This window comes from Archangium violaceum Cb vi76, assembly GCF_000733295.1.
In the GTDB taxonomy this organism is placed as follows: domain Bacteria; phylum Myxococcota; class Myxococcia; order Myxococcales; family Myxococcaceae; genus Archangium; species Archangium violaceum.
The window spans coordinates 1-17,268 of the sequence record NZ_JPMI01000035.1 but is presented as its reverse complement, the minus strand read 5'-3'; the positions used below and the strand labels follow the sequence as shown (position 1 = coordinate 17,268).

Annotated in this window: 14 protein-coding genes and 1 pseudogene; 8 read left to right on the top strand and 7 right to left on the bottom strand. The window is 67.3% G+C overall.

Features of this window, described 5'->3' with window-relative positions:
• Positions 1–17: 17 nt before the first annotated feature.
• Positions 18–1,286, bottom strand: coding sequence for a PQQ-dependent sugar dehydrogenase (locus Q664_RS06140; RefSeq protein ID WP_043390857.1), 1,269 nt, complete (start codon positions 1,284–1,286; stop codon positions 18–20).
• Between the two features lie 189 nt (positions 1,287–1,475).
• A complete protein-coding gene (locus Q664_RS06135) occupies positions 1,476–2,054 on the bottom strand; it encodes a hypothetical protein (protein ID WP_043390856.1) in 579 nt (192 codons plus the stop codon).
• 382 nt (positions 2,055–2,436) lie between these two features.
• Between Q664_RS06135 and Q664_RS06130 the strand changes: the two genes are divergently transcribed.
• Together Q664_RS06130 and Q664_RS06125 are read left to right on the top strand one after the other, a co-directional pair.
• A complete protein-coding gene (locus Q664_RS06130; RefSeq protein ID WP_043390854.1) occupies positions 2,437–3,390 on the top strand; it encodes a lysozyme family protein in 954 nt (317 codons plus the stop codon).
• 16 nt (positions 3,391–3,406) lie between these two features.
• On the top strand, positions 3,407–4,417 hold the full coding sequence (locus Q664_RS06125) for a hypothetical protein (protein ID WP_043390852.1): 1,011 nt from the start codon (positions 3,407–3,409) through the stop codon (positions 4,415–4,417).
• Positions 4,418–4,427: 10 nt separating this feature from the next.
• Here Q664_RS06125 and Q664_RS06120 read toward each other — a convergent pair whose 3' ends face one another.
• A complete protein-coding gene (locus Q664_RS06120; protein ID WP_043390850.1) occupies positions 4,428–5,186 on the bottom strand; it encodes a hypothetical protein in 759 nt (252 codons plus the stop codon).
• 188 nt (positions 5,187–5,374) lie between these two features.
• Between Q664_RS06120 and Q664_RS06115 the strand changes: the two genes are divergently transcribed.
• The 5 genes and pseudogenes from Q664_RS06115 (at position 5,375) to Q664_RS54575 (ending at position 11,388) form a co-directional block, all read left to right on the top strand.
• Complete coding sequence (locus tag Q664_RS06115) at positions 5,375–6,667, top strand: hypothetical protein (protein ID WP_043390848.1); 1,293 nt, start codon at positions 5,375–5,377, stop codon at positions 6,665–6,667.
• 27 nt (positions 6,668–6,694) lie between these two features.
• A complete protein-coding gene (locus tag Q664_RS51655; RefSeq protein WP_052517738.1) occupies positions 6,695–7,354 on the top strand; it encodes a class I SAM-dependent methyltransferase in 660 nt (219 codons plus the stop codon).
• 69 nt (positions 7,355–7,423) lie between these two features.
• Positions 7,424–9,943 carry a fused MFS/spermidine synthase gene (locus tag Q664_RS06105; protein WP_052517737.1) on the top strand — a complete coding sequence of 840 codons (2,520 nt, stop codon included), beginning with the start codon at positions 7,424–7,426 and terminating at the stop codon, positions 9,941–9,943.
• 660 nt (positions 9,944–10,603) lie between these two features.
• A pseudogene (locus Q664_RS54580) lies at positions 10,604–10,915 on the top strand (hypothetical protein); the annotation flags it as partial.
• On the top strand, positions 10,909–11,388 hold the full coding sequence (locus Q664_RS54575; protein ID WP_084609556.1) for a DUF2019 domain-containing protein: 480 nt from the start codon (positions 10,909–10,911) through the stop codon (positions 11,386–11,388). The pseudogene Q664_RS54580 and the gene Q664_RS54575, both read left to right, overlap by 7 nt.
• Before the next feature lie 95 nt (positions 11,389–11,483).
• Here the strand turns inward: Q664_RS54575 and Q664_RS06100 are convergent, their stop codons facing one another.
• The 4 genes from Q664_RS06100 to Q664_RS06085 are packed head-to-tail and all read right to left on the bottom strand — an operon-like array spanning position 11,484 to position 16,383.
• Positions 11,484–12,974: a DUF4340 domain-containing protein gene (locus Q664_RS06100; protein WP_043390846.1), complete on the bottom strand. Its 1,491-nt coding sequence runs from the start codon at positions 12,972–12,974 to the stop codon at positions 11,484–11,486.
• Between the two features lie 20 nt (positions 12,975–12,994).
• Positions 12,995–14,629: a GldG family protein gene (locus Q664_RS06095; RefSeq protein ID WP_043390844.1), complete on the bottom strand. Its 1,635-nt coding sequence runs from the start codon at positions 14,627–14,629 to the stop codon at positions 12,995–12,997.
• An 8-nt stretch (positions 14,630–14,637) separates the two neighbouring features.
• Positions 14,638–15,357: an ABC transporter permease subunit gene (locus Q664_RS06090; protein WP_043390842.1), complete on the bottom strand. Its 720-nt coding sequence runs from the start codon at positions 15,355–15,357 to the stop codon at positions 14,638–14,640.
• Positions 15,358–15,393: 36 nt separating this feature from the next.
• Positions 15,394–16,383: an ATP-binding cassette domain-containing protein gene (locus Q664_RS06085; protein WP_052517736.1), complete on the bottom strand. Its 990-nt coding sequence runs from the start codon at positions 16,381–16,383 to the stop codon at positions 15,394–15,396.
• Positions 16,384–16,614: 231 nt separating this feature from the next.
• Between Q664_RS06085 and Q664_RS06080 the strand changes: the two genes are divergently transcribed.
• The coding region (locus tag Q664_RS06080; protein ID WP_052517735.1) for a DUF5995 family protein at positions 16,615–17,268 on the top strand (654 nt) is incomplete at its 3' end.

Genomic DNA, 17,268 nt, shown 5'->3' with positions numbered 1-17,268 from the left:
CCCGCGCCGTGGCCGGTTCAGCGCGGGGTGAGCTTGAGCAGCTTGCCGTTGGTCGCGTCGGTGAGCAGGTAGAGCGCTCCCTCGGGGCCCTGCACCACCTCGCGGACGCGCACGCCCAGGTCCGTGAGCAGCCGCTCCTCGCCCACCACGCGGTCATTCCTCATCATCAGCCGCACCAGCGCCTGGCTGGACAGGCCTCCGATGAAGACGTTGTCGCGCCACTCGGGGAAGAGCTCCCCGGTGTAGATGGTCATCCCCGAGGGCGAAATGACCGGATCCCAGTAGTACACGGGCTGCTCCATGCCCGGGCCCTGCGTGCTCTCGTGAATGGGCGCGCCCGAGTACTCCTCGCCATAGCCGATGGTGGGCCAGCCGTAGTCCTTGCCCGCCTCGGGGCGGTTGAGCTCGTCTCCTCCGCGCGGCCCCATCTCCACCGTCCACAGCCGGTTCTGGCGATCGAGCGCCGCCGACAGGATGTTGCGGTGCCCCACCGACCAGATCTCCGGCTTTGCGCCCTCGGTGTTCACGTACGGGTTGTCATCGGGCACCGAGCCGTCGGGGTTGATGCGGACGACCTTGCCGAAGTGGCTCTTCACATCGCGCGCCTGCACCCGGCCCTCGAGGATGGAGCGCTCGCCGAGCGTGACGAACAGCTTGCCGTCGGGGGTGAACACCAGCCGTCCCCCCGCGTGCAGGGTCGACTCGAGCGTGGGCATCATGCGGAAGATGACCTGCACGCTCTCCACACGCGGCTGCTCACCCTCCACGAGCTTCGCGCGTGCCACCGCCAGGCCATTGCCGCCCGAGCGCGGCTCGTAATAGGTCCAGTAGATGAGGCCGCTCTGGGCGTAGTCGGGCCCCACCTCCACGTCGAGCAGACCGCCCTGGTTACGGCCATCCACGCGCGGCAGACCCGCGACGGCGGGAGACTTCACGCCCTGGGGCGTGACGATGTAGAGCGAGCCGGTGGGCTTCTCCGTCACCAGCATGCGCTGATCGGGGAGGAAGGCGATGGCCCAGGGATTCCTGAAGCCCGAGGCGATCTCGGTGACCTGAAAGGCCGTCTTCGTCTGGATGGCCGGAACGCGCGTCTGACCGGGGAAGGCCGGTTCGAACTCGGGCACGTTGGGAGGGCCCTGAGTCACGGGCGGGCCGCTGGGAAGGGGTTCCTCGGGGGTCTGGGGTTCCCCGGGAGTCTGCGGCGTATCGACCGGGGGGTTGGGGGTCTTGCCGCTACAGCCCGACAGGACGGCGGCGAGGAGGATGGTCATCGACAAGGTTCGCATGGAACGCTCTCCAGGACAGAAGCGTGGGGGGGTCCTTGGAGGTCAAATAACCAAAGAGGGGAGAGACTCACCATCAAAACGAGCTGGCGGGTATCCGCCAGCGTGCTGACGCTCCTGTCGAGTGTCCATCGCTGCCCGGGGGTGATCCCCCCGGACACGCTCAATGGCATCCAGCCCGCGCGCTCAGCTTCACGCGTTGATGTTGAGGAAGGGGTCGAAGTAGAAGTACTCGACGCTCTTCCCATCCCTCGTCAGCGCGTACACCAACCCGTACTGGAACAGACCGCTCACGAGGCTGCTCCCGTTGAACGTCACGTACGGGACGTAGGTCCGCGTGACGCTCGCCTGGACGTCGTCCGAGATATAGGGATTGTTGGCCCAGTACGGCCAGTTACCGGGGGACTGCGCCCACTGCGGATCCTCGGCGAGGTACTGGATGAAATCAGGCGAGGGACCCGGGTCCATGTCGAAGTTGGGGACGTCGATGGGCCGCTGCGCGGGGTCCTTCATGGTGCTGGGGTTGAGGCTCTCCCCCTTGAACGTATGCGCGATGATGCCGCAGGGCGCGATCTTCACGGTCTGGGAATGATTCGCTTCCTCCGTGTAGATGAGGACCTTCTCCCCGCCCTTGACGGGCACCTGGTACTCCGGGTTCTGCGGGCTACCGTTCAGGATGAACGGGGGATGGCCCACGGCGACCGGAGCGCTGATGGAGGACCCGCCCTTGGGAAGCTTCGTGGAATCGATCAGGAAAGTGATGGTGGCCATGTGCTCACAGCTCCTTCTTGCGAATGCAGGTGGAGTGACTGGGATTCGAGACCGCTGATGCTCGTTTTCGTTGAACCCAGACATCGGGTTCATGGCGAGGAGTTCGTCCCGCCTGGCGTGGCTCAAAGCAACCGATATGCCAGGGGGGCGTCAGTCCGCGCTCCCTCTGGAGCTCGCATTGAAGCCGCGGCGGCGGCACCCGATTGACGCGTCAGCCCCGGTCATTGACGCGTCAGCCACCACCGGGACGCGTCACCTGGGACGAATCCGGGCTCGGCTCACTGCCAGGACCGTGGCCTTCATCTCGGATGACGGTCGACATGGACCCACACGGTGAGTATGATACCCACCCATACTCACTCCCGTCCCCAGAAGGTGGTCCATGGGCATTGATTCCGTCGGCGGTTCGTCTTCTCGCTCTTCCTCGAACTCCGTCTCCTCGACCTCGACCTCCAGCAAGGCGGCAGCGGACGCCGTCACCGCGAATGCCGTCACCGCGAAGGCCGTCTCCACGCAGCCCTCGGTGAACTTCGATCGGAGCACGTTCGAGCCCGCCAGGAACCTCGCGGGGATGCCCAACCTCATGTCGCCCACGTCGATCAACAACGCGGGGCTCACCACGGCGCCCTTCGATGCGGCCAAGGCCTTCACGGAGATGCCCGAGCTGCTCCAGGCCACCCCGCTGAGCCCCACGCCGCAGACCTTCGTCGACGACTTCACCGTCCCGGAGGGGCAACTGACGTTCGATGCCGAGGGGCTCGAGACGCGGGGTGCCTACTTCAGCCGCGAGGCCCACTGGCCGGGAGGCGCCTCTGGAGCCACCATCGGCCGCGGCTACGACATGAAGCATCGCTCGGCGGAGACCGTCATCTCCGACCTGACCGCCGCGGGCGTGCCCCAGGCCGATGCCGAGCTCCTCGCCCAGGGCGCGGGCCTGAGCGGCCAGGAGGCCGCTGACTTCGTCGCCCGCGAGGACGTCAAGGCCATCGAGATCACCCCCCTGGCGCAGAAGAACCTGTTCAGCACGGTGTACGACCATTACGAGTCGGAGGTGCAGCGCATCTCCAACAAGCCCGACACGGTCGCGAAGTACGGCAGCGTCGACTGGGACAACCTGGACCCCGCCATCAAGGACGTCGCCGTGGACCTCATCTACCGGGGCGATTACACGCCCGCCACCCGCAAGGAGATTCAACCCCTCATGGTCGCCAATGATCTCCAGGGGCTGCGCGACCTGCTCGCCGACGAGACCCGGATGACCGGCGACTGGGGCGTCCCGCAGGATCGCTTCGAGCGGCGCAGGGACTACCTGGATGCGGCGCTGAACGCCCAGTAGACCCCCGGAGCCGACCGTGAGAGCGCTGCCCCTTGCCGCCCTGGCGTTGGCCGGGGCCCTGCTCACCCACTGCCGGCATGGCGCCGCGACGGAGGGAGCCCCAGCCGCCTCCCCACCGGTGGAGCCGCTCGAGCTGCCCGCGCCGCGAGGCCTCCAGGACGGCCGGCTGGAGCAGCTCCGGGTCTCCGCCAACGGCACCCTGCTCTTCACCCGGTGGGCGCTACCCGATGCGGTCTTCGACTACCGCGTGGTGCACCTGCCGGAGGGAGCGGAGGTGTGGAGTTGGCGGGGCAGCTTGCGCAATGACCTGTGGCTGCTGGCGCTGAGCCCGGACGGAACGGCGGGCTTCGTCTTCCTGCCACTGGGCCCGGAGGCTCCCTTCGTCATCTTCCGCGTCTCGGGAGCACCCATCGCGATGACGGAGGTGGAGTTCACTGGAGGCGCCTGGGCCAGCGGCAGCGGCTGGTTCGGCGGCTCCTCCGGCGCGTACAACGCCGACGGCTCGCTCCGTGGAGGGCCGGTTCCGGACTGGCAGAAAGTGCGGGACGAGCTGTTCATGGCGGGAACCCGGCCCGGCACCTTGCGGTACGTGCATGCCGGGGACGTGATGGAGTGGGACGGCCGCTCTCCCCCTGGAGTGGCCGGTCCCTGGCGGTGTGCCTCCGGGGTGCAGCAGCACCGGCTGTCATCCAAGGAGCCCGCGCGGTTCTCCCCGGATGGCCGTTACATCGCCTGGGCTCTCTCCTCCTCGGGCGCGCTCACCGTCTGCGATGGGGAGAGTGGCCAGGAGTTCGAGGTGGCCCCCAGCGCATCTCCCGCCGCATGGACGGACGACAAACACCTGTGGTGGCTCGACGACGGAGCGCTCACCGGCATGAACGTGCTCACACGCGAGCGCATGCCGCGCATCCCACTGCCCGATGGCGCCAGGGCCGTCACGCTGGCGGCCTCGACGCAGCCTCCCGCCCTGTTCGCCGGCACCAGCACGGGAAGATTGTTCCGCATCCCCGTGCCGCCAGGCGGGTGACGACCTCCGGCTACTCGACGACGAACGAGGTGCGGTCCACACCGGTGTTGCCGGTGTTCGGATCGTACGCGGTGACGATGATTTCGTAGGCCCCCTTCTCCTGGACGGAAAGCTGGCCCTCATAGGCGCTCGTCTTGCCCGCGTAGGAGAGGAGCACGCTGGTCACGGGCTTGCCGTCGCGCTTCACCACGGCCCGGAGCTCGTACTTGCTGGAGTCCCAGAGCCCCCCCGGCTCGGTGGGGCAGCCGCACATCAATACGAGGTTGGCGCGGATGGGGACGTTGCGAGGCTTGCCCTCGAGCCTGATGAACTCGTGGGCCCTGGGTTCGAGCACGTCCACCACGAATCCCGGCAGCTCCAGGATGATGCCGTCGCCAGTGAGGTGCTTGCCCGGAATCACCCAGACCTGGGTGGAGCTGGTGATGCGGGCCTGCCGCTGGGCTTCGGGGCCGGACACCTCCACCGTGACCAGCCTGGGCTCGTCGAGCGCGAGCGTTGCCTCGAACTTCGCGCTCTTCTCGTCGGCGAGCTGCGTGCCACGGGAGTAGGGCTGCTTCATCAGCCGCTGGGTGTCGCCCGTGGTGCCGGAGGTGACGCCCCGGGCGAGCAGTTGACCGGTTTCGGCATCGCGGAGCACCACCTGGGCGCCCCCCATCGAGGTACCGACGAACTTGCCGTCACGGGCCCGGGCCCGCACCACCACGCGGGTTTCCTCCGCGAGTGCCGGGGTGGAGAGCAGCAGAAGCGTCAACACGGACAGAATGCGCATGATTTTCTCCCTGCGTGTGGATGACCTGGCGGGTCGCGGCCAGCGTCATCCGGTCCCGCATGATTGTTCCCCCATGACCATTGCTGGACGCCACATGAAGATCGATCAGCTGCTGTTGACCCCGGGTAGCGCGGCGCTCCAAAGTGGGTTCCACGCTGTCGACCAGTGGCAAAGCGAGAGGAGATGGCGTGGGAAGTATCCTGGCGATCCTGGCCGCGGTGCCGTACTTCGGGAGCCGACCCCTGGTGGCTTCCTCCGTCGCCGTTCTGCTCATGGCACTCGGCTCATTCGAGGCGGGCGCGGGTGGCCGGGACGCCGCGCCCTATTCCACGTTCCTGGCGAAAGTGGTGATTGCAACCCTCTTCGCCGTCTCGTTGGTGCAGCGTTTCGCGTGGGACCACGTCGAAGCGGTGTGGCCGCGCTCGAGCTCGTGGCGCTGGCGCGCCGCCGTCGCGACAGCCACGGTGTCCGGGATGGTTTTCGCGGGCTACCGGGTGGGGGCTTTCGCCTCCTCGGCCGAGCGTCCCACCTCGGAGCTCATCCTCGGAGGCCTGGTGGTGGGCGCGATGGGCGCGCTGACACTCGCGTTCGCGCGGGCGCGCACGCGGATCCGCCAGGGGCTGGAAGCCATCCCGGGCGCGGATGAACTGGGCGTCCTCCTGGTGCTGGATGCGGGAGAGATGCTCTTCGTCATGGGTGGGATTGCGCTGTGCGCCTTCGCACCGACGGCCGCGACCATCGCCGTGCTGCCGATCATCGGGCTGGTCACCTGGGCCTGGCGCATCCTCCGTGCGCGGGAGGAGTCGGAGCGTATCGCGTGCCCTGCCTGTGCCACGTCGACACATCGCGCGGCGCTGAGCTGCCCAGGTTGTGGTGCGCCGCGCGATCCGAGTGCACTGGATATGATTGGCCGCACCACGCGCGCACCGGCCGCGGACACGCAGGCCCACGTCTTCGCGCTGCTCGCCCGCTGCCGCTGCCGTGCCTGTGCCGAGCCACTCGAAGCGGGCGGGCCCGATGCGTGCTGTGCGCGGTGCGGCGCCAGGGCCTTTCCCGCTCCGGACGACATCCGGATGTTCTTGCGGGCGGCGGATCGCGCGTTGCTGCGGATTCTGCTCCCGCTCGCGCTCATCGGCGCGGTGCCGATCATCGGGCTGGTGGCGGGGTTGTGCGTGCTGCGTCTCTCCAGCGCCAACGCGGTGGCCGCGCACGGGCGATGGAAGCACCGGCTCGTGGCACGCGCCGTTCGCGCCGGCTTGTTGCTGGCCTTCTCGCTGTTGCAGCTGGTTCCCTTCGTGGGCGCCGGGGTGGTGCCACTCATCGCCGTGGCGTCGCACCTGTCGAACCGAAGGCCGCTCCAGCGCGCGGCGGCGTCGGCGGTCGTCGCGGCACCGGTGGAATCCCTCCCTCCTGCCCCGACAGAGGCGCACGCATCTGGGGTTGACACTTCACTCCCGGTGCCAGAGCGGGGCTCGACGTGACGCCAGAGGTCCGGTACGTTGGTACCCGTGGAAGAAACGCACCGCGAGAGCGCCGAGTGGATTCGCTCCCTGCTCTTGAACGCGCAGTCCACCCCGGCCGTGTTCCGCACGGCCTTGATGAGCGTTCCTCCCTCCGAGCGGGATGCCTGGCTCGACCAGGTCCTGGGGCTCGACTCGTTTCCCGATGATGGCCCCGAGCTTCCGCCAGGCTGCGTTCCCTACCTCCCCTGCCCTGTCGATGCGCTCCTTCGAATCGTGGAGTGCGCGGAGGTGCAGGCGTCCGACGTGTTCGTCGACGTGGGCTCGGGCGTGGGGCGGGCCGCCGCGCTGGTGCACCTCCTGACCGGGGCCTCGGCGATTGGCATCGAGATCCAGCCCGAGCTCGTCCACGCCTCACGTGACCTCGCCACGCGCCTGAGCGCGTTGCGCTTCTCGCCGGTCCAGGGCGATGCGGCGGTGCTCACCGGCCGCATCACCATCGGGTCGATCTTCTTCCTGTACTGCCCCTTCAGTGGCGATCGGCTCGAGAAGGTTCTGGACGCCCTCGAGTCCATCGCGCGCACGCGGCCGATTCGCGTCTGTTGCGTGGATCTGCCCCTGCCGCCCCGTTCGTGGCTCACGTTCGTGGCTTCCCCCTCCGGGAACCTCACGGTCTACCGCAGCACCCTGCTCGACACGGGGTGCTGAGAAGAGCGACGGAAGTACCCGTAATGCGGCATTGGTTCGCCCCGTGGCGCACGCTACAGTCGCGGCGGCATGAAGGCGACCTCGCGCTTGCAGTTGTTCTCGCTCTACACCTTCTCGGGCATCGCCGGACTCATCTATGAGGTCGCGCTCCACCGGGAGTTCGCTCGCGTCTTCGGTGTGACGGCGTTCGCGTCCGCCACGGTGCTCGCCGCCTACATGGGCGGCATCGCCTTGGGTGCGCGGCTGTTCGGCGCGCTCGCGGATCGGGTGGCCCGTCCGCTGCGCCTCTATGGTGTGCTCGAGCTCGGCATCGCCGTGTACGCGCTCCTCACCCCGGCGCTGACGGGGGTGCTCTCCAGCGTGTTCGTGCGGATGGCCAGCGGCGCGGACCCTCACGCGACCGGGCTGATCGTGCTCCGCCTCGTCCTGGCGCTGCTGTTCGCACTGCCCCCCACCCTTCTGATGGGCGGCACGCTTCCCGCCATGGCGCGCGCGGTCTCGAAGCTCGTCGGCGCGGCGGAGGTGGCACGGGCGACGACGACGCTCTACACCTTGAACCTCCTGGGCGCGTTTCTCGGCTCGCTGTCGGCGACGTATCTCCTGCTGCCGAACCTCGGGCTGTCGAAGACCTTGTGGCTCGGCGCCGCCTTCAGCGCGCTCGCGGGAGCGCTCGCCGTTCTCTTGCGCGACGGGCCCGAGGCGCCGCCTCAGGCGCAGGAGGCCTCGGAACCACCGATCGCGAACCGGGTGCTCCTGGCGGCGGCGGCCTGGTCGGGGTTCTCGGTGTTCGCGTACGAGGTCGTCTGGACGCAGCTCAACGGCCTGGTCATCGGAAGCAGCGCCTACGCCTTCGGCATGATGCTGTCCCTGTTCCTGCTCGGACTGATGCTGGGGTCGGCGATCATCTCCCGGATGAAGCTGCGCTCGGTCGAGTGGAGTCACATCGGCTACGTGCAGCTCTCGGTGTCGGTGGCCGTCCTGGCGACGCTCCCGGTGTGGGACAAGATTCCAGGGGTCTTCTCGGCGGTGGGCCCCCACGTGACGACCTTCGCCGGACGCGAGCTGGTGCGTTTCCTGGCCGCCGCCCTCGTCCTGCTCCCTCCGGCGTTGCTGTTGGGAATCTTCTTTCCCCTGCTCTTGCGCGTCGCCGCCGCCAATCGGGACCTCGGACATGCGGTGGGTGGGATGACGGCGCTCAACACCGCGGGCGCCGTTCTCGGCTCATTGGTGACGGGGTTCGGCGTGTTGCCGTTCCTCGGGAGCAGGGGCACGCTGCTCCTCCTGATCTCCGCGGGCTGCGTCATCGCGTTGTTCTGCTTCCGTGGCCGTCCGAGACTCATGGCGGCGACGGTGGCGGTGATGGTGGTTGGGTTCGCGCTTCCCGGCTGGGACATGTTGCGGCTCACGTCCGGAGAAAACGTCTACTTCCTCTCGCAGTACTTCCAGGGGGGCAAGCTGCTGTACGCCGCCGAGAGCGTTCAATCGGGAATGACGACCGTGGTGCAATACAGCGAGGCCCCCCCGCGCAAGGTGCTCCTCAGCAACGGCAAGTTCCAGGGCAACAACGGCGGCGAGATGGTGGCGCAGGTCCGGTTCTCGCAGATTCCGTTGCTGTTCGAGGACAGCTTCGAGCGGGCCCTGCTCATTGGCGTGGGCACTGGCACCTCGGTCGCCGTGCTCGCCGCATCACCCTTCCAGCATATCGATGCCGCCGAGCTGTCTCCGGACATCCTGCGCGCCGCCCGTGAGCACTTCCGGGAGGTGAACAAGGGAACCCTCGATTCGCCGCGCGTTCAGGTTCATTACGCCGACGGGCGGAACATGCTGATGCTCAGTCAGCAGCAGTATGACCTGATCACCATCGAGGTCTCCAGCATCTGGATCGCCGGCGAAGCGGACCTCTACAACCGCGAGTTCTACGCGTTGGTGAAGGACCGTCTGAAGCCGAAGGGGTTGCTCCAGCAGTGGGTGCAGCTGCATCACATGACCCCTCGAGACCTGGCGGTCATCCTCCAGACCGTCCGCCAGGAGCTGCCGCACGTCGCGCTCTTCTATGGCGGGCGGCAAGGACAGATCATCGCCTCGCGCGAGCCCATCGTGATCGATTACGCACGCGTTCGCGCGTTGTCGGACAGGCTTCGGGGGACCTTCGCCGCGAACAACATCCCGGCCGGCGATTTCATGATGCTCGCCGGCGAGGCCTTGCTCAGCGAGCAGGGCGTCGAGGCGTACATCCAGCGGTATCTGGACTCGGGGCGGCCCTCGGGGTTCGTCTCGACGGACGACAACCTCTACCTCGAGTACGCCACGCCTCGCGGCAATGTCTTCCCCCTGTCACAGCAGCGAGAGCTGCTGCAGGCGATCCGCTCCGTGGGACAATCGGAGATTCCCGTTCGGGGCGCGGACGGGCCCGGAGAAGCAGCGCATGTCCGCGGCGCCCGCCTGACCGGCCAACGGGATCTCAAAGCGGCGATCTCGGCACTCGCCGAGGCGGTCTCCGCGGGTGCGAGCCACGCCGAGCCGCTTCGCGCCGACCTCGAACGCCTGCTCATCAAGACGGGGCAACTCCAGGGCACCCCGGCGCCTTGAAGCCGTAACTACCTGGTTGGAAGTCCATGGTGGCCGGCCTCGCCGGAGCCTTCGCTCGGCGGGAACGTCACCTTGGGGAGCGCGCGAGTTCAGGCTTCCACCTCGGGCGGTTCGCCCGGAGAGGTGCTGCAATGTCTAGACATACTGTCGATACTCGCCCCGTGGACACACGGTGGCCCCTGCGCGCGGGTGCGCTGGCCCTGGCGGCGCTGATGCTGGTTACAGCGTGCGCCACGGGGGCCCCCATGGGTGGAGGGTTGGCGACTTCCCGCTTCCGTCCACCCGTGCCGCACGACTCGTTCGAATCGTGGGCTCTGGAAGCTGAAGCCGAGGACGGGAGCCAGGAGGTAGAAGCTTTCTTTGCCAAGCTACCCACGGACTTCGTGCCGGTGCAGGTGAGCGACGCCGAGCTTTCGGCAGCCATGACAACGCTTTGGCTCAACATGCCGCTTCGGGTGGCTGCGTCTCGCCCCCCGTTGTATGTCGGCCGTAGGCTGGCGTTGGCTGCCGCGCCCTTGTGTGGCGAAGCATGGCAATCAGACCTGGCCAAATCCTATGGGCATTTTTGCGAGCGGTGCGGCACTCCAGGGGATTGCCTGACGCTGTTTGAAGATGGGCCCCTCATTCAGGATGACGACAAGCGAAGCCTCGCGCTCGCCCTGGCGGTCGTTTGGTGGCTTCAAGTCAGCCATGGGAACGGCGGGCTCCGGAAAGGAATGGCATCACCTCGTAGAACAGACCAAAGGCAACGTGAAGCGGTTCGGGGATAACGCACTTCAAAACACCGAGAACATCATTGCGCTCGACAAGACTCTTCACACCAATGTGAGCCGCCTCTACTCCTCGATTCGATACGATATTGCCGGCTCATCTACATTGACCGTTCGGGGATGGCTGAGCAGTCAGTCTTACGAGGCGCAGCGGGCGTTTGGATTGCTTGCAATCAAGAACGTACAGAGTGGGATATGGTGAAGAGTCTCGAAAAGCTCGTTGAAGAGTTTGCTCATCACGTACAGGCTCAGAATGAGGAGATTTTCAAGGGAGACGCGAGGGCCGGAAACAAACATGCAAAAAAAGCGCTGGCCGCTTTCATGCAGCTCCGCTCTCACGGAGATGTCGGGCGCGATGCGCTCGCGGTGTTGTTCTCACATCCTCGCATGGACGTGCGGGTAATGGCCGCCGTGTTCCTGCTTCGCCATCGGACGGCAGAGGCAAAAGCAGTCTTGGAAAAGGCAGCAAAAGGGCAAGGGTTGGTTCCGTTCGGAGCTTCCGAAGCCTTGAAGCGATGGGAAGAGGGCACTTGGGCCCTGGACCCTGCCGAGGATGGAGCAGGGCCCTCAGAAGAACCCCGCACCGCACCGCCAACCCAGCGCAGCCGGCCACGAACGGAGCGCGCCGCTGTCGATAGACGGAGAGGCAGCAAGCGGGACAAGCCCGGCGGATGAGCTTGAGCCGCACGGGTAACTGCCAGGTGGCGGTGGATCCTGCACCCAATCGGACCAGTTGCTCATCCTCGCGGCCAGAGCCTCCCCGGGAGGGCTCAGGGGTGTCCGGTGTTCGCGCGCAGCTGTGCCTCCAACTGCCGCCTCACCTCGGGCGGGAGCGACTCGAGGCCCTGGAGCTGCCCGCCCCCGGCGAAGTTCGGCTGCGGGTGGCGCTTGAAGAACTCGACGCCCTGGGCCAACCGGTTCCGCACGCCCTCCCCCACGGCGTAGGTGAGCGAGTCGAGCGTCGTCCGGGCGTACAGCTCCTTCGTGCCGTTCGCCGCTCCCGGCGCCTCCCTACCCAGCCGCAGCGTCTGCACGAGCCCGCCGTCCACGGTCACCTCCACGAGCGTGGCCGGTGAAGCGAGCCCCGCCTGTGCGTCCGTGACCTGGCCCTCGACGAGGCGGTTTCCGCGCAGGCTCCGCAGCCAGGCGAGCTGTGCGTCCACCTGCGAGGGTTCGAACTCGAAGCCGTCCGGGAGCTTCGTGGGCTCGGTGAGCTTCCAACTCGCGCCCTCCTTCACCGCCACGGTCGTCCTGCCACCGGCCTGGACCTTCAGCTTCGTCACCTTCAGGGGCTCGAAACCGAAGAGGCTCGTGTCCCGGAAGTCCACCAGGCGCTTGCGCAGCTGCGACGCGGTGTACTGAGGGAGCTGGTACACCTGCGCGTCTCCCTCGACCCGGGCCGCGACGGTGGCCGATCCCTCCTTCGCCTCGGGCTGCCGGCCCAGGTGCACCACCACCTTCTTGCCGTCCTCGAGCTGAGCCTCCACGCTGTCGTGCGCCTCGCCGAGCCCCGTGGCCGCGTCCGCCGCGGCCTCTCCCTCCAGGAAGTCCTGCGCGGTCAGGCTCGCCAGTTGCTGAGCGAGCTGCTCGGCTGCCTGCGAGCTGAACCGGAAACCCGCGGGCGTCTGTGTCCCCTCCGCGAGGCCCCACCCGTCCGGGGTCTTCTTCAGGGTCACGCTCTCCCCGTCCTTCGAGCGGAGGACGAGCTGGGAGAGCTTCTCCGCCTCGAGCGTCACGAGCTGACGCCTGCGCCAGTCCTCGAGCTCCTTGCGCACGGTCCAGTCCAGCCGGCCCCGGTGCGCGAAGACGTCGTTGCTGCCCGCCTCGCGCAGGTACACGCCGCCGTTCCGGGCGCCCTTGCCGAGCACCAGCTCCACGGCCGTACCGCCGCCCTGGCTGACCTCGAGCTTCAGCCCCTTCGCATCATCCAGCTCGTACTCCGCGAGCCGCTCGGCGCGGTCGGTGACGAAGTCCGGGTTCTTCACCTCTCCGAGCGCCTCGACCACGGCGGTCACCAGGCGCTCATCCGCCGGGTACTTCGTGTCCGGCTTGCCCGGGTCCACCACGGTCCAGCCTTCCCCCTCCTTGCGGAGGGTGACATTGCGAGCCCCCGAGAGCTCGAGCGCCGTGACCTGGGCCTTGTCCAGCTTCGGCAGCTCCAGCTTGCGGACTCCCACGCTGACGTTCCGCTCCCGGGTGGCGAGCACCAGCACGAGCAGCACGGCGAACGCGCCAAGGGCGATGAGGGTTCCTTTCTTCATGGCTCTTCCTCAGCTCCGCTTCAAACGGTGACAGTGGCCCGACGCGACTCCCGCATCCGCCAGCGGACGAGCCCGAAGACGGCGAGCGCGAGGGGAATCCCGAAGGCATTGCCAAACTTCACGGTGTTGCGCGTGGTGGCGCTCAGCTCCGGCTGGAGGGGCGCCTCGGCCATGCCGCGGGTGCGCATCGCCAGGAGCGCGGGATCCAGCAGCAGCCAGTCCGCCACGTTCAGGAGCAGCGCCTGGTTGGGCCGGCCCATGAAGTCGTCCCACAGTGCCGCCGAGCCGCCCGCCACGATGACCCGCGGCTCGCCCTTGCTCTCCGCGAGCACGGGCGTCCCGTTGGAGGTGCTCGTCTGAGCCTCCGCCGCGAAGTGGCTCTTGAGCTTCCCGCTCACCTGCACCATGAGCGGGTGCGGACCGTCTGGCGTGATGGTCTCCTCGCGCCAGTCGCGCCGCGGATCGATGTTGTAGGGCTTGTTCTCCAGCCAGCTCTTGCGCGAGGACTTCGCGAGCACCGTGGCCTGGGCGCCCTCGGGCGCGGTGGCGGTGACGGCCGTGCTGAATGGCAGGGAGACGCCGGCGAGGCCCTGGGTGATGGGGCTGTCGCCCTCGAAGCGCTCGATCAACGGGATGAAGGGGTACGGCACCGGCATCGAGACGACCATGAAGGCGCGGCGCTCCTGGACGCTCAGCTGGGCCGACTCGACATCCGCCACCAGCTTGTCCCCGAGCTTGATGCCCCACGTCTCCAGCAGGGGCCCGAGCCCATGCGTGGCCTCGCTCGGCGCGAAGGTCTTCAGGTCCACCTGGAGGGCGTCGAGGAAGAACGCCACGCTCTTGCCCTCCATCACGAACTGGTCGATGGCCTTCAGCTCGTTGTTCTGGAACGCCGTCTTCGGGCCGATGACGAGCAGCGCGTCCACGTCCGCGTCCACGCGCTCCTTGCCGGACAGGTCCACCGGGCGGACCTCGTACAGCTGGCTGAGCAGCGTTTGCAGCCGGGTGAGCTTCTCGTGCAGCGAGGGTGCGTCGTGTCCCTGCACCACCCCGAGCACCGGCGTCTTCGGGCGCGTCAGCTTGCGCACCAGCGTGGTGAGATCGTACTCGAGCGTCCGGATGTCCTGGACGACAGGGATGACCTCCTTCTTCTCCTGATGCTTGATGACGATGCCCATGTAGGCGCGCTTCGTCTGCATCTGGTCATCCTCGATGACGCGGATCTCCACGGGCTGGACGCCGTCCTGCGCCAGCTCGCGCTCCACGGAGGTCGGCTCCCGGAAGACGCGGCCGAAGATGTCACGCTTCGTCTCGCGCTTCGTCTCCTGGTCCTCGGCCGTCTCCTGGCTCATGGGGTCCAGGAACTCGAAGGAGAGCCGGCCCTTGGAGGCGGCGCGGAACTCCTCGAGCAGGTCACGCACGTAGCGCGCGTTGCCCGAGTACGGAGGCGGGAGATCCTCGGTGAAGTACGCCGTGACGGTGACGGGATCCTCGAGCCCCGCCAGGGTGTCCTTGGAGACCTGGGCCAGCGTATAGAGCCCGTCTCGGGTCGCATCGAAGCGGCCGAACGTGCGCACGGCCAGGATGTTGATCAGCACCAGGCAGCCGACGATCGCCGCCAGGAAGATGTTCGCATTGGAGGAACCGGGTTTCATCGTCAACCTCACTGACGGACGTTGCCCAGGGTGCGCGTGGTCAGCGCCAGCCCCACGGCCGTGAGCGACAGGTAGAAGAGGAGATCGCGCGTATCCAGCACGCCCCGCGCGATGTTCGTGAAGTGGTAGTCGGCCGAGAGGTACTGGAGCAGCTCACCGATCGACTCCGGCAACACCATCGCGAACTTGTCGATGAAGTAGAAGGCGAAGCACAGCAACAGCCCGATGATGAAGCCGACGATCTGGTTGCGACTGAGGGCGCTCGCCCAGAGCCCCAGCGCCAGGAAGCTGGAGGCCATGAGCAGCAGCCCCAGGTAGCCCATCACCACGGGCCCCCAGTCGAACCGGGCGCCCTCGGCGGTGAGGCTCGCCACGGTGAGCGGATAGGGCAGCGTCCACAGCAGGCCCACCGCGACCATGCCCAGCGCCGCGACGAACTTGCCCGCCACCAGCTCCCAGTCCCTCATGGGCATGCTGAGGAGCAGCTCCAACGTGCCGCTCTTGCGCTCCTCGGCCAGCAGCCGCATCGTCACCGCCGGAGCGAAGACGACGAACAGCACCGGGGCGATGCCGAAGAACGCCCGCAGCGAGGCCTGCCCGGCGACGAAGACGGTACTGAAATACAACCACCCCGCCACGACCAGGAACACGCCGATGACGATGTACGCGACGGGAGAGTTGAAGAAACTCCTGAACTCACGCCTGGCGACGGCCAGTGTCGTTCCCATTCTCTACCTCGTGATGTCGATTGTCTGGGATGGGGCTCAGGCCGCCAACGGCGGCACCTGAGGCTCCCGAGGGCCACGCGGACCCTCGCCACCCGTGAGCTTGCGGAACGTCTCTTCCAGACTGACGTGCTGCCGCTTCACCTCGAGCAGACAGAGGTCATGGCGCACGGCGGCCTCGAAGAGCGAGCGGCGGATGTCCTCGGCGCCGTAGCGCAGCCGGAAGCCCAGCGTTCCGCTCCCCTCCCCCTCGGTCTGCTCCACGCCCGTGACACCGGCCACGCCCGCCAGCGTCGAGCGGATCGCCTCCGGATGCAGCGAAGCCCCCGTCCGCGACGCGAGCACGACGGTGACCGTGCCACCCTCGCGCTCCCCCAGCCGCTCCGGCGCGTCGTCCGCGACCAGCCGCCCATCGTTGATGATGAGCACCCGGCTGCACGTGCTCTGCACCTCGCTGAGGATGTGCGTGCTGAGGATGACCGTCTTTTCCTTCCCCAGCTCCTTGATGAGGCTCCGGATCTCCACGATCTGGTTGGGATCCAGGCCCGTGGTCGGCTCGTCCAGGATGAGCAGATCCGGGTCGTGCACGATGGCCTGTGCCAGGCCCACGCGCTGCCGGTAACCCTTCGAGAGCTGGTGGATGTCCTTGCCCAGCACCGCGCGAAGACCACAGCGCTCCACGGCACTGCGTATCCGCTCGGCGCGTCTGGCCTTGGGGATGCCCCGCACCTCGGCGACGAAGTCCAGGAAGTCCCGGACCATCATCTCCTCGTAGAGGGGATTGTTCTCCGGCAGGTACCCGATCAATCGCCGGGACGCGACCGGATCGACAGTGACGTCGATGCCATTGACACTCGCCGTGCCGGAGGTCGGCGTGACAAAACCGGCGAGTATCTTCATCGTGGTGGATTTGCCGGCCCCATTGGGCCCGAGGAACCCCACCACCTGTCCTCGGGGGACTTCGAAGCTGACCCCACGCAGCGCCTGCGTGGCTCCGTAGCTCTTGGTCAGTCCTTCGATCCGGATCATTGGTTGAGTCACGGCCTCACCCCATGAAACGAACGGTTTTGTTCCAAACGCCGTCTGCACTTAAGACAGCGAGCGGCCCTGTCAACCCGACCTCGTGCGGATTTATTTCCTCCCTCCGGGTGATCGTGGATTTCACAAAAAGTGAAATCCGGAAGCGACTCGAGGCGCTAGGCTCACGGAGCTGCCCTGGGGTCCCCACCCCGGGGATGAGCCCTGCCCTGGAGCCCTGACATGCCGACGTTCATCCCCACCCCCGCCCAGAACATCAATGGGGTCATCTCCCAGCTCGAGACCATCATCGATGAGTGCGTCGCCACCGGGGATCGCCTCGGCTACTTCGCGGCGCTCTACAACCGCGTGACCCTGGCCGTGCGCGACGGCATCCAGAAGAACCAGTTCGACGACGGGCAGCGCATGGAGCGGCTCGATGTGACCTTCGCCAATCGCTATCTGACGGCCTATGCCCAGTTCCGCACGGGCGAGCTGCCCAGCCGCTCCTGGCTCCACGCCTTCACCGCCGCGTCCAATCCCAATCTCATCGTCCTCCAGCACCTGCTGCTCGGGATGAATGCCCACATCACCCTGGATCTCGGCGTCGCCGCCGCACGCACCTGTCCCGGCTCCGAGCTGGCCCCGCTCAAGGGAGACTTCGACAAGATCAACACCGTGCTCGCCACGCTCACGCCCATCGTGGAGAAGGAGCTGCAGAGCGAGTCATTCGTCTTCGACATCCTCACTCACCTGGCGCCGGAGCTCGAGCTCAAGCTGGTGGGCTTCTCCATGGATGAGGCGCGCGACAACGCGTGGAAGCTCGCGCAGTCCCTCGCGCCCCTGTCTCCGCAGCAGCAGGTGCCCCTCATGGCGACCCGGGATGGGGACGCCACG

Excerpts from the sequence above, each read along its gene's own strand:
- Q664_RS06120 (WP_043390850.1), bottom strand. The coding sequence starts at position 5,186 with ATGCGCATTCTGTCCGTGTTGACGCTTCTGCTGCTCTCCACCCCGGCA.
- Q664_RS06095 (WP_043390844.1), bottom strand. The coding sequence starts at position 14,629 with ATGAAACCCGGTTCCTCCAATGCGAACATCTTCCTGGCGGCGATCGTC.
- Q664_RS06100 (WP_043390846.1), bottom strand. The coding sequence starts at position 12,974 with ATGAAGAAAGGAACCCTCATCGCCCTTGGCGCGTTCGCCGTGCTGCTC.
- Q664_RS54575 (WP_084609556.1), top strand. The coding sequence starts at position 10,909 with ATGGTGAAGAGTCTCGAAAAGCTCGTTGAAGAGTTTGCTCATCACGTA.
- Q664_RS06140 (WP_043390857.1), bottom strand. The coding sequence starts at position 1,286 with ATGCGAACCTTGTCGATGACCATCCTCCTCGCCGCCGTCCTGTCGGGC.
- Q664_RS06135 (WP_043390856.1), bottom strand. The coding sequence starts at position 2,054 with ATGGCCACCATCACTTTCCTGATCGATTCCACGAAGCTTCCCAAGGGC.
- Q664_RS06130 (WP_043390854.1), top strand. The coding sequence starts at position 2,437 with ATGGGCATTGATTCCGTCGGCGGTTCGTCTTCTCGCTCTTCCTCGAAC.
- Q664_RS06090 (WP_043390842.1), bottom strand. The coding sequence starts at position 15,357 with ATGGGAACGACACTGGCCGTCGCCAGGCGTGAGTTCAGGAGTTTCTTC.
- Q664_RS06105 (WP_052517737.1), top strand. The coding sequence starts at position 7,424 with ATGAAGGCGACCTCGCGCTTGCAGTTGTTCTCGCTCTACACCTTCTCG.
- Q664_RS06085 (WP_052517736.1), bottom strand. The coding sequence starts at position 16,383 with ATGATCCGGATCGAAGGACTGACCAAGAGCTACGGAGCCACGCAGGCG.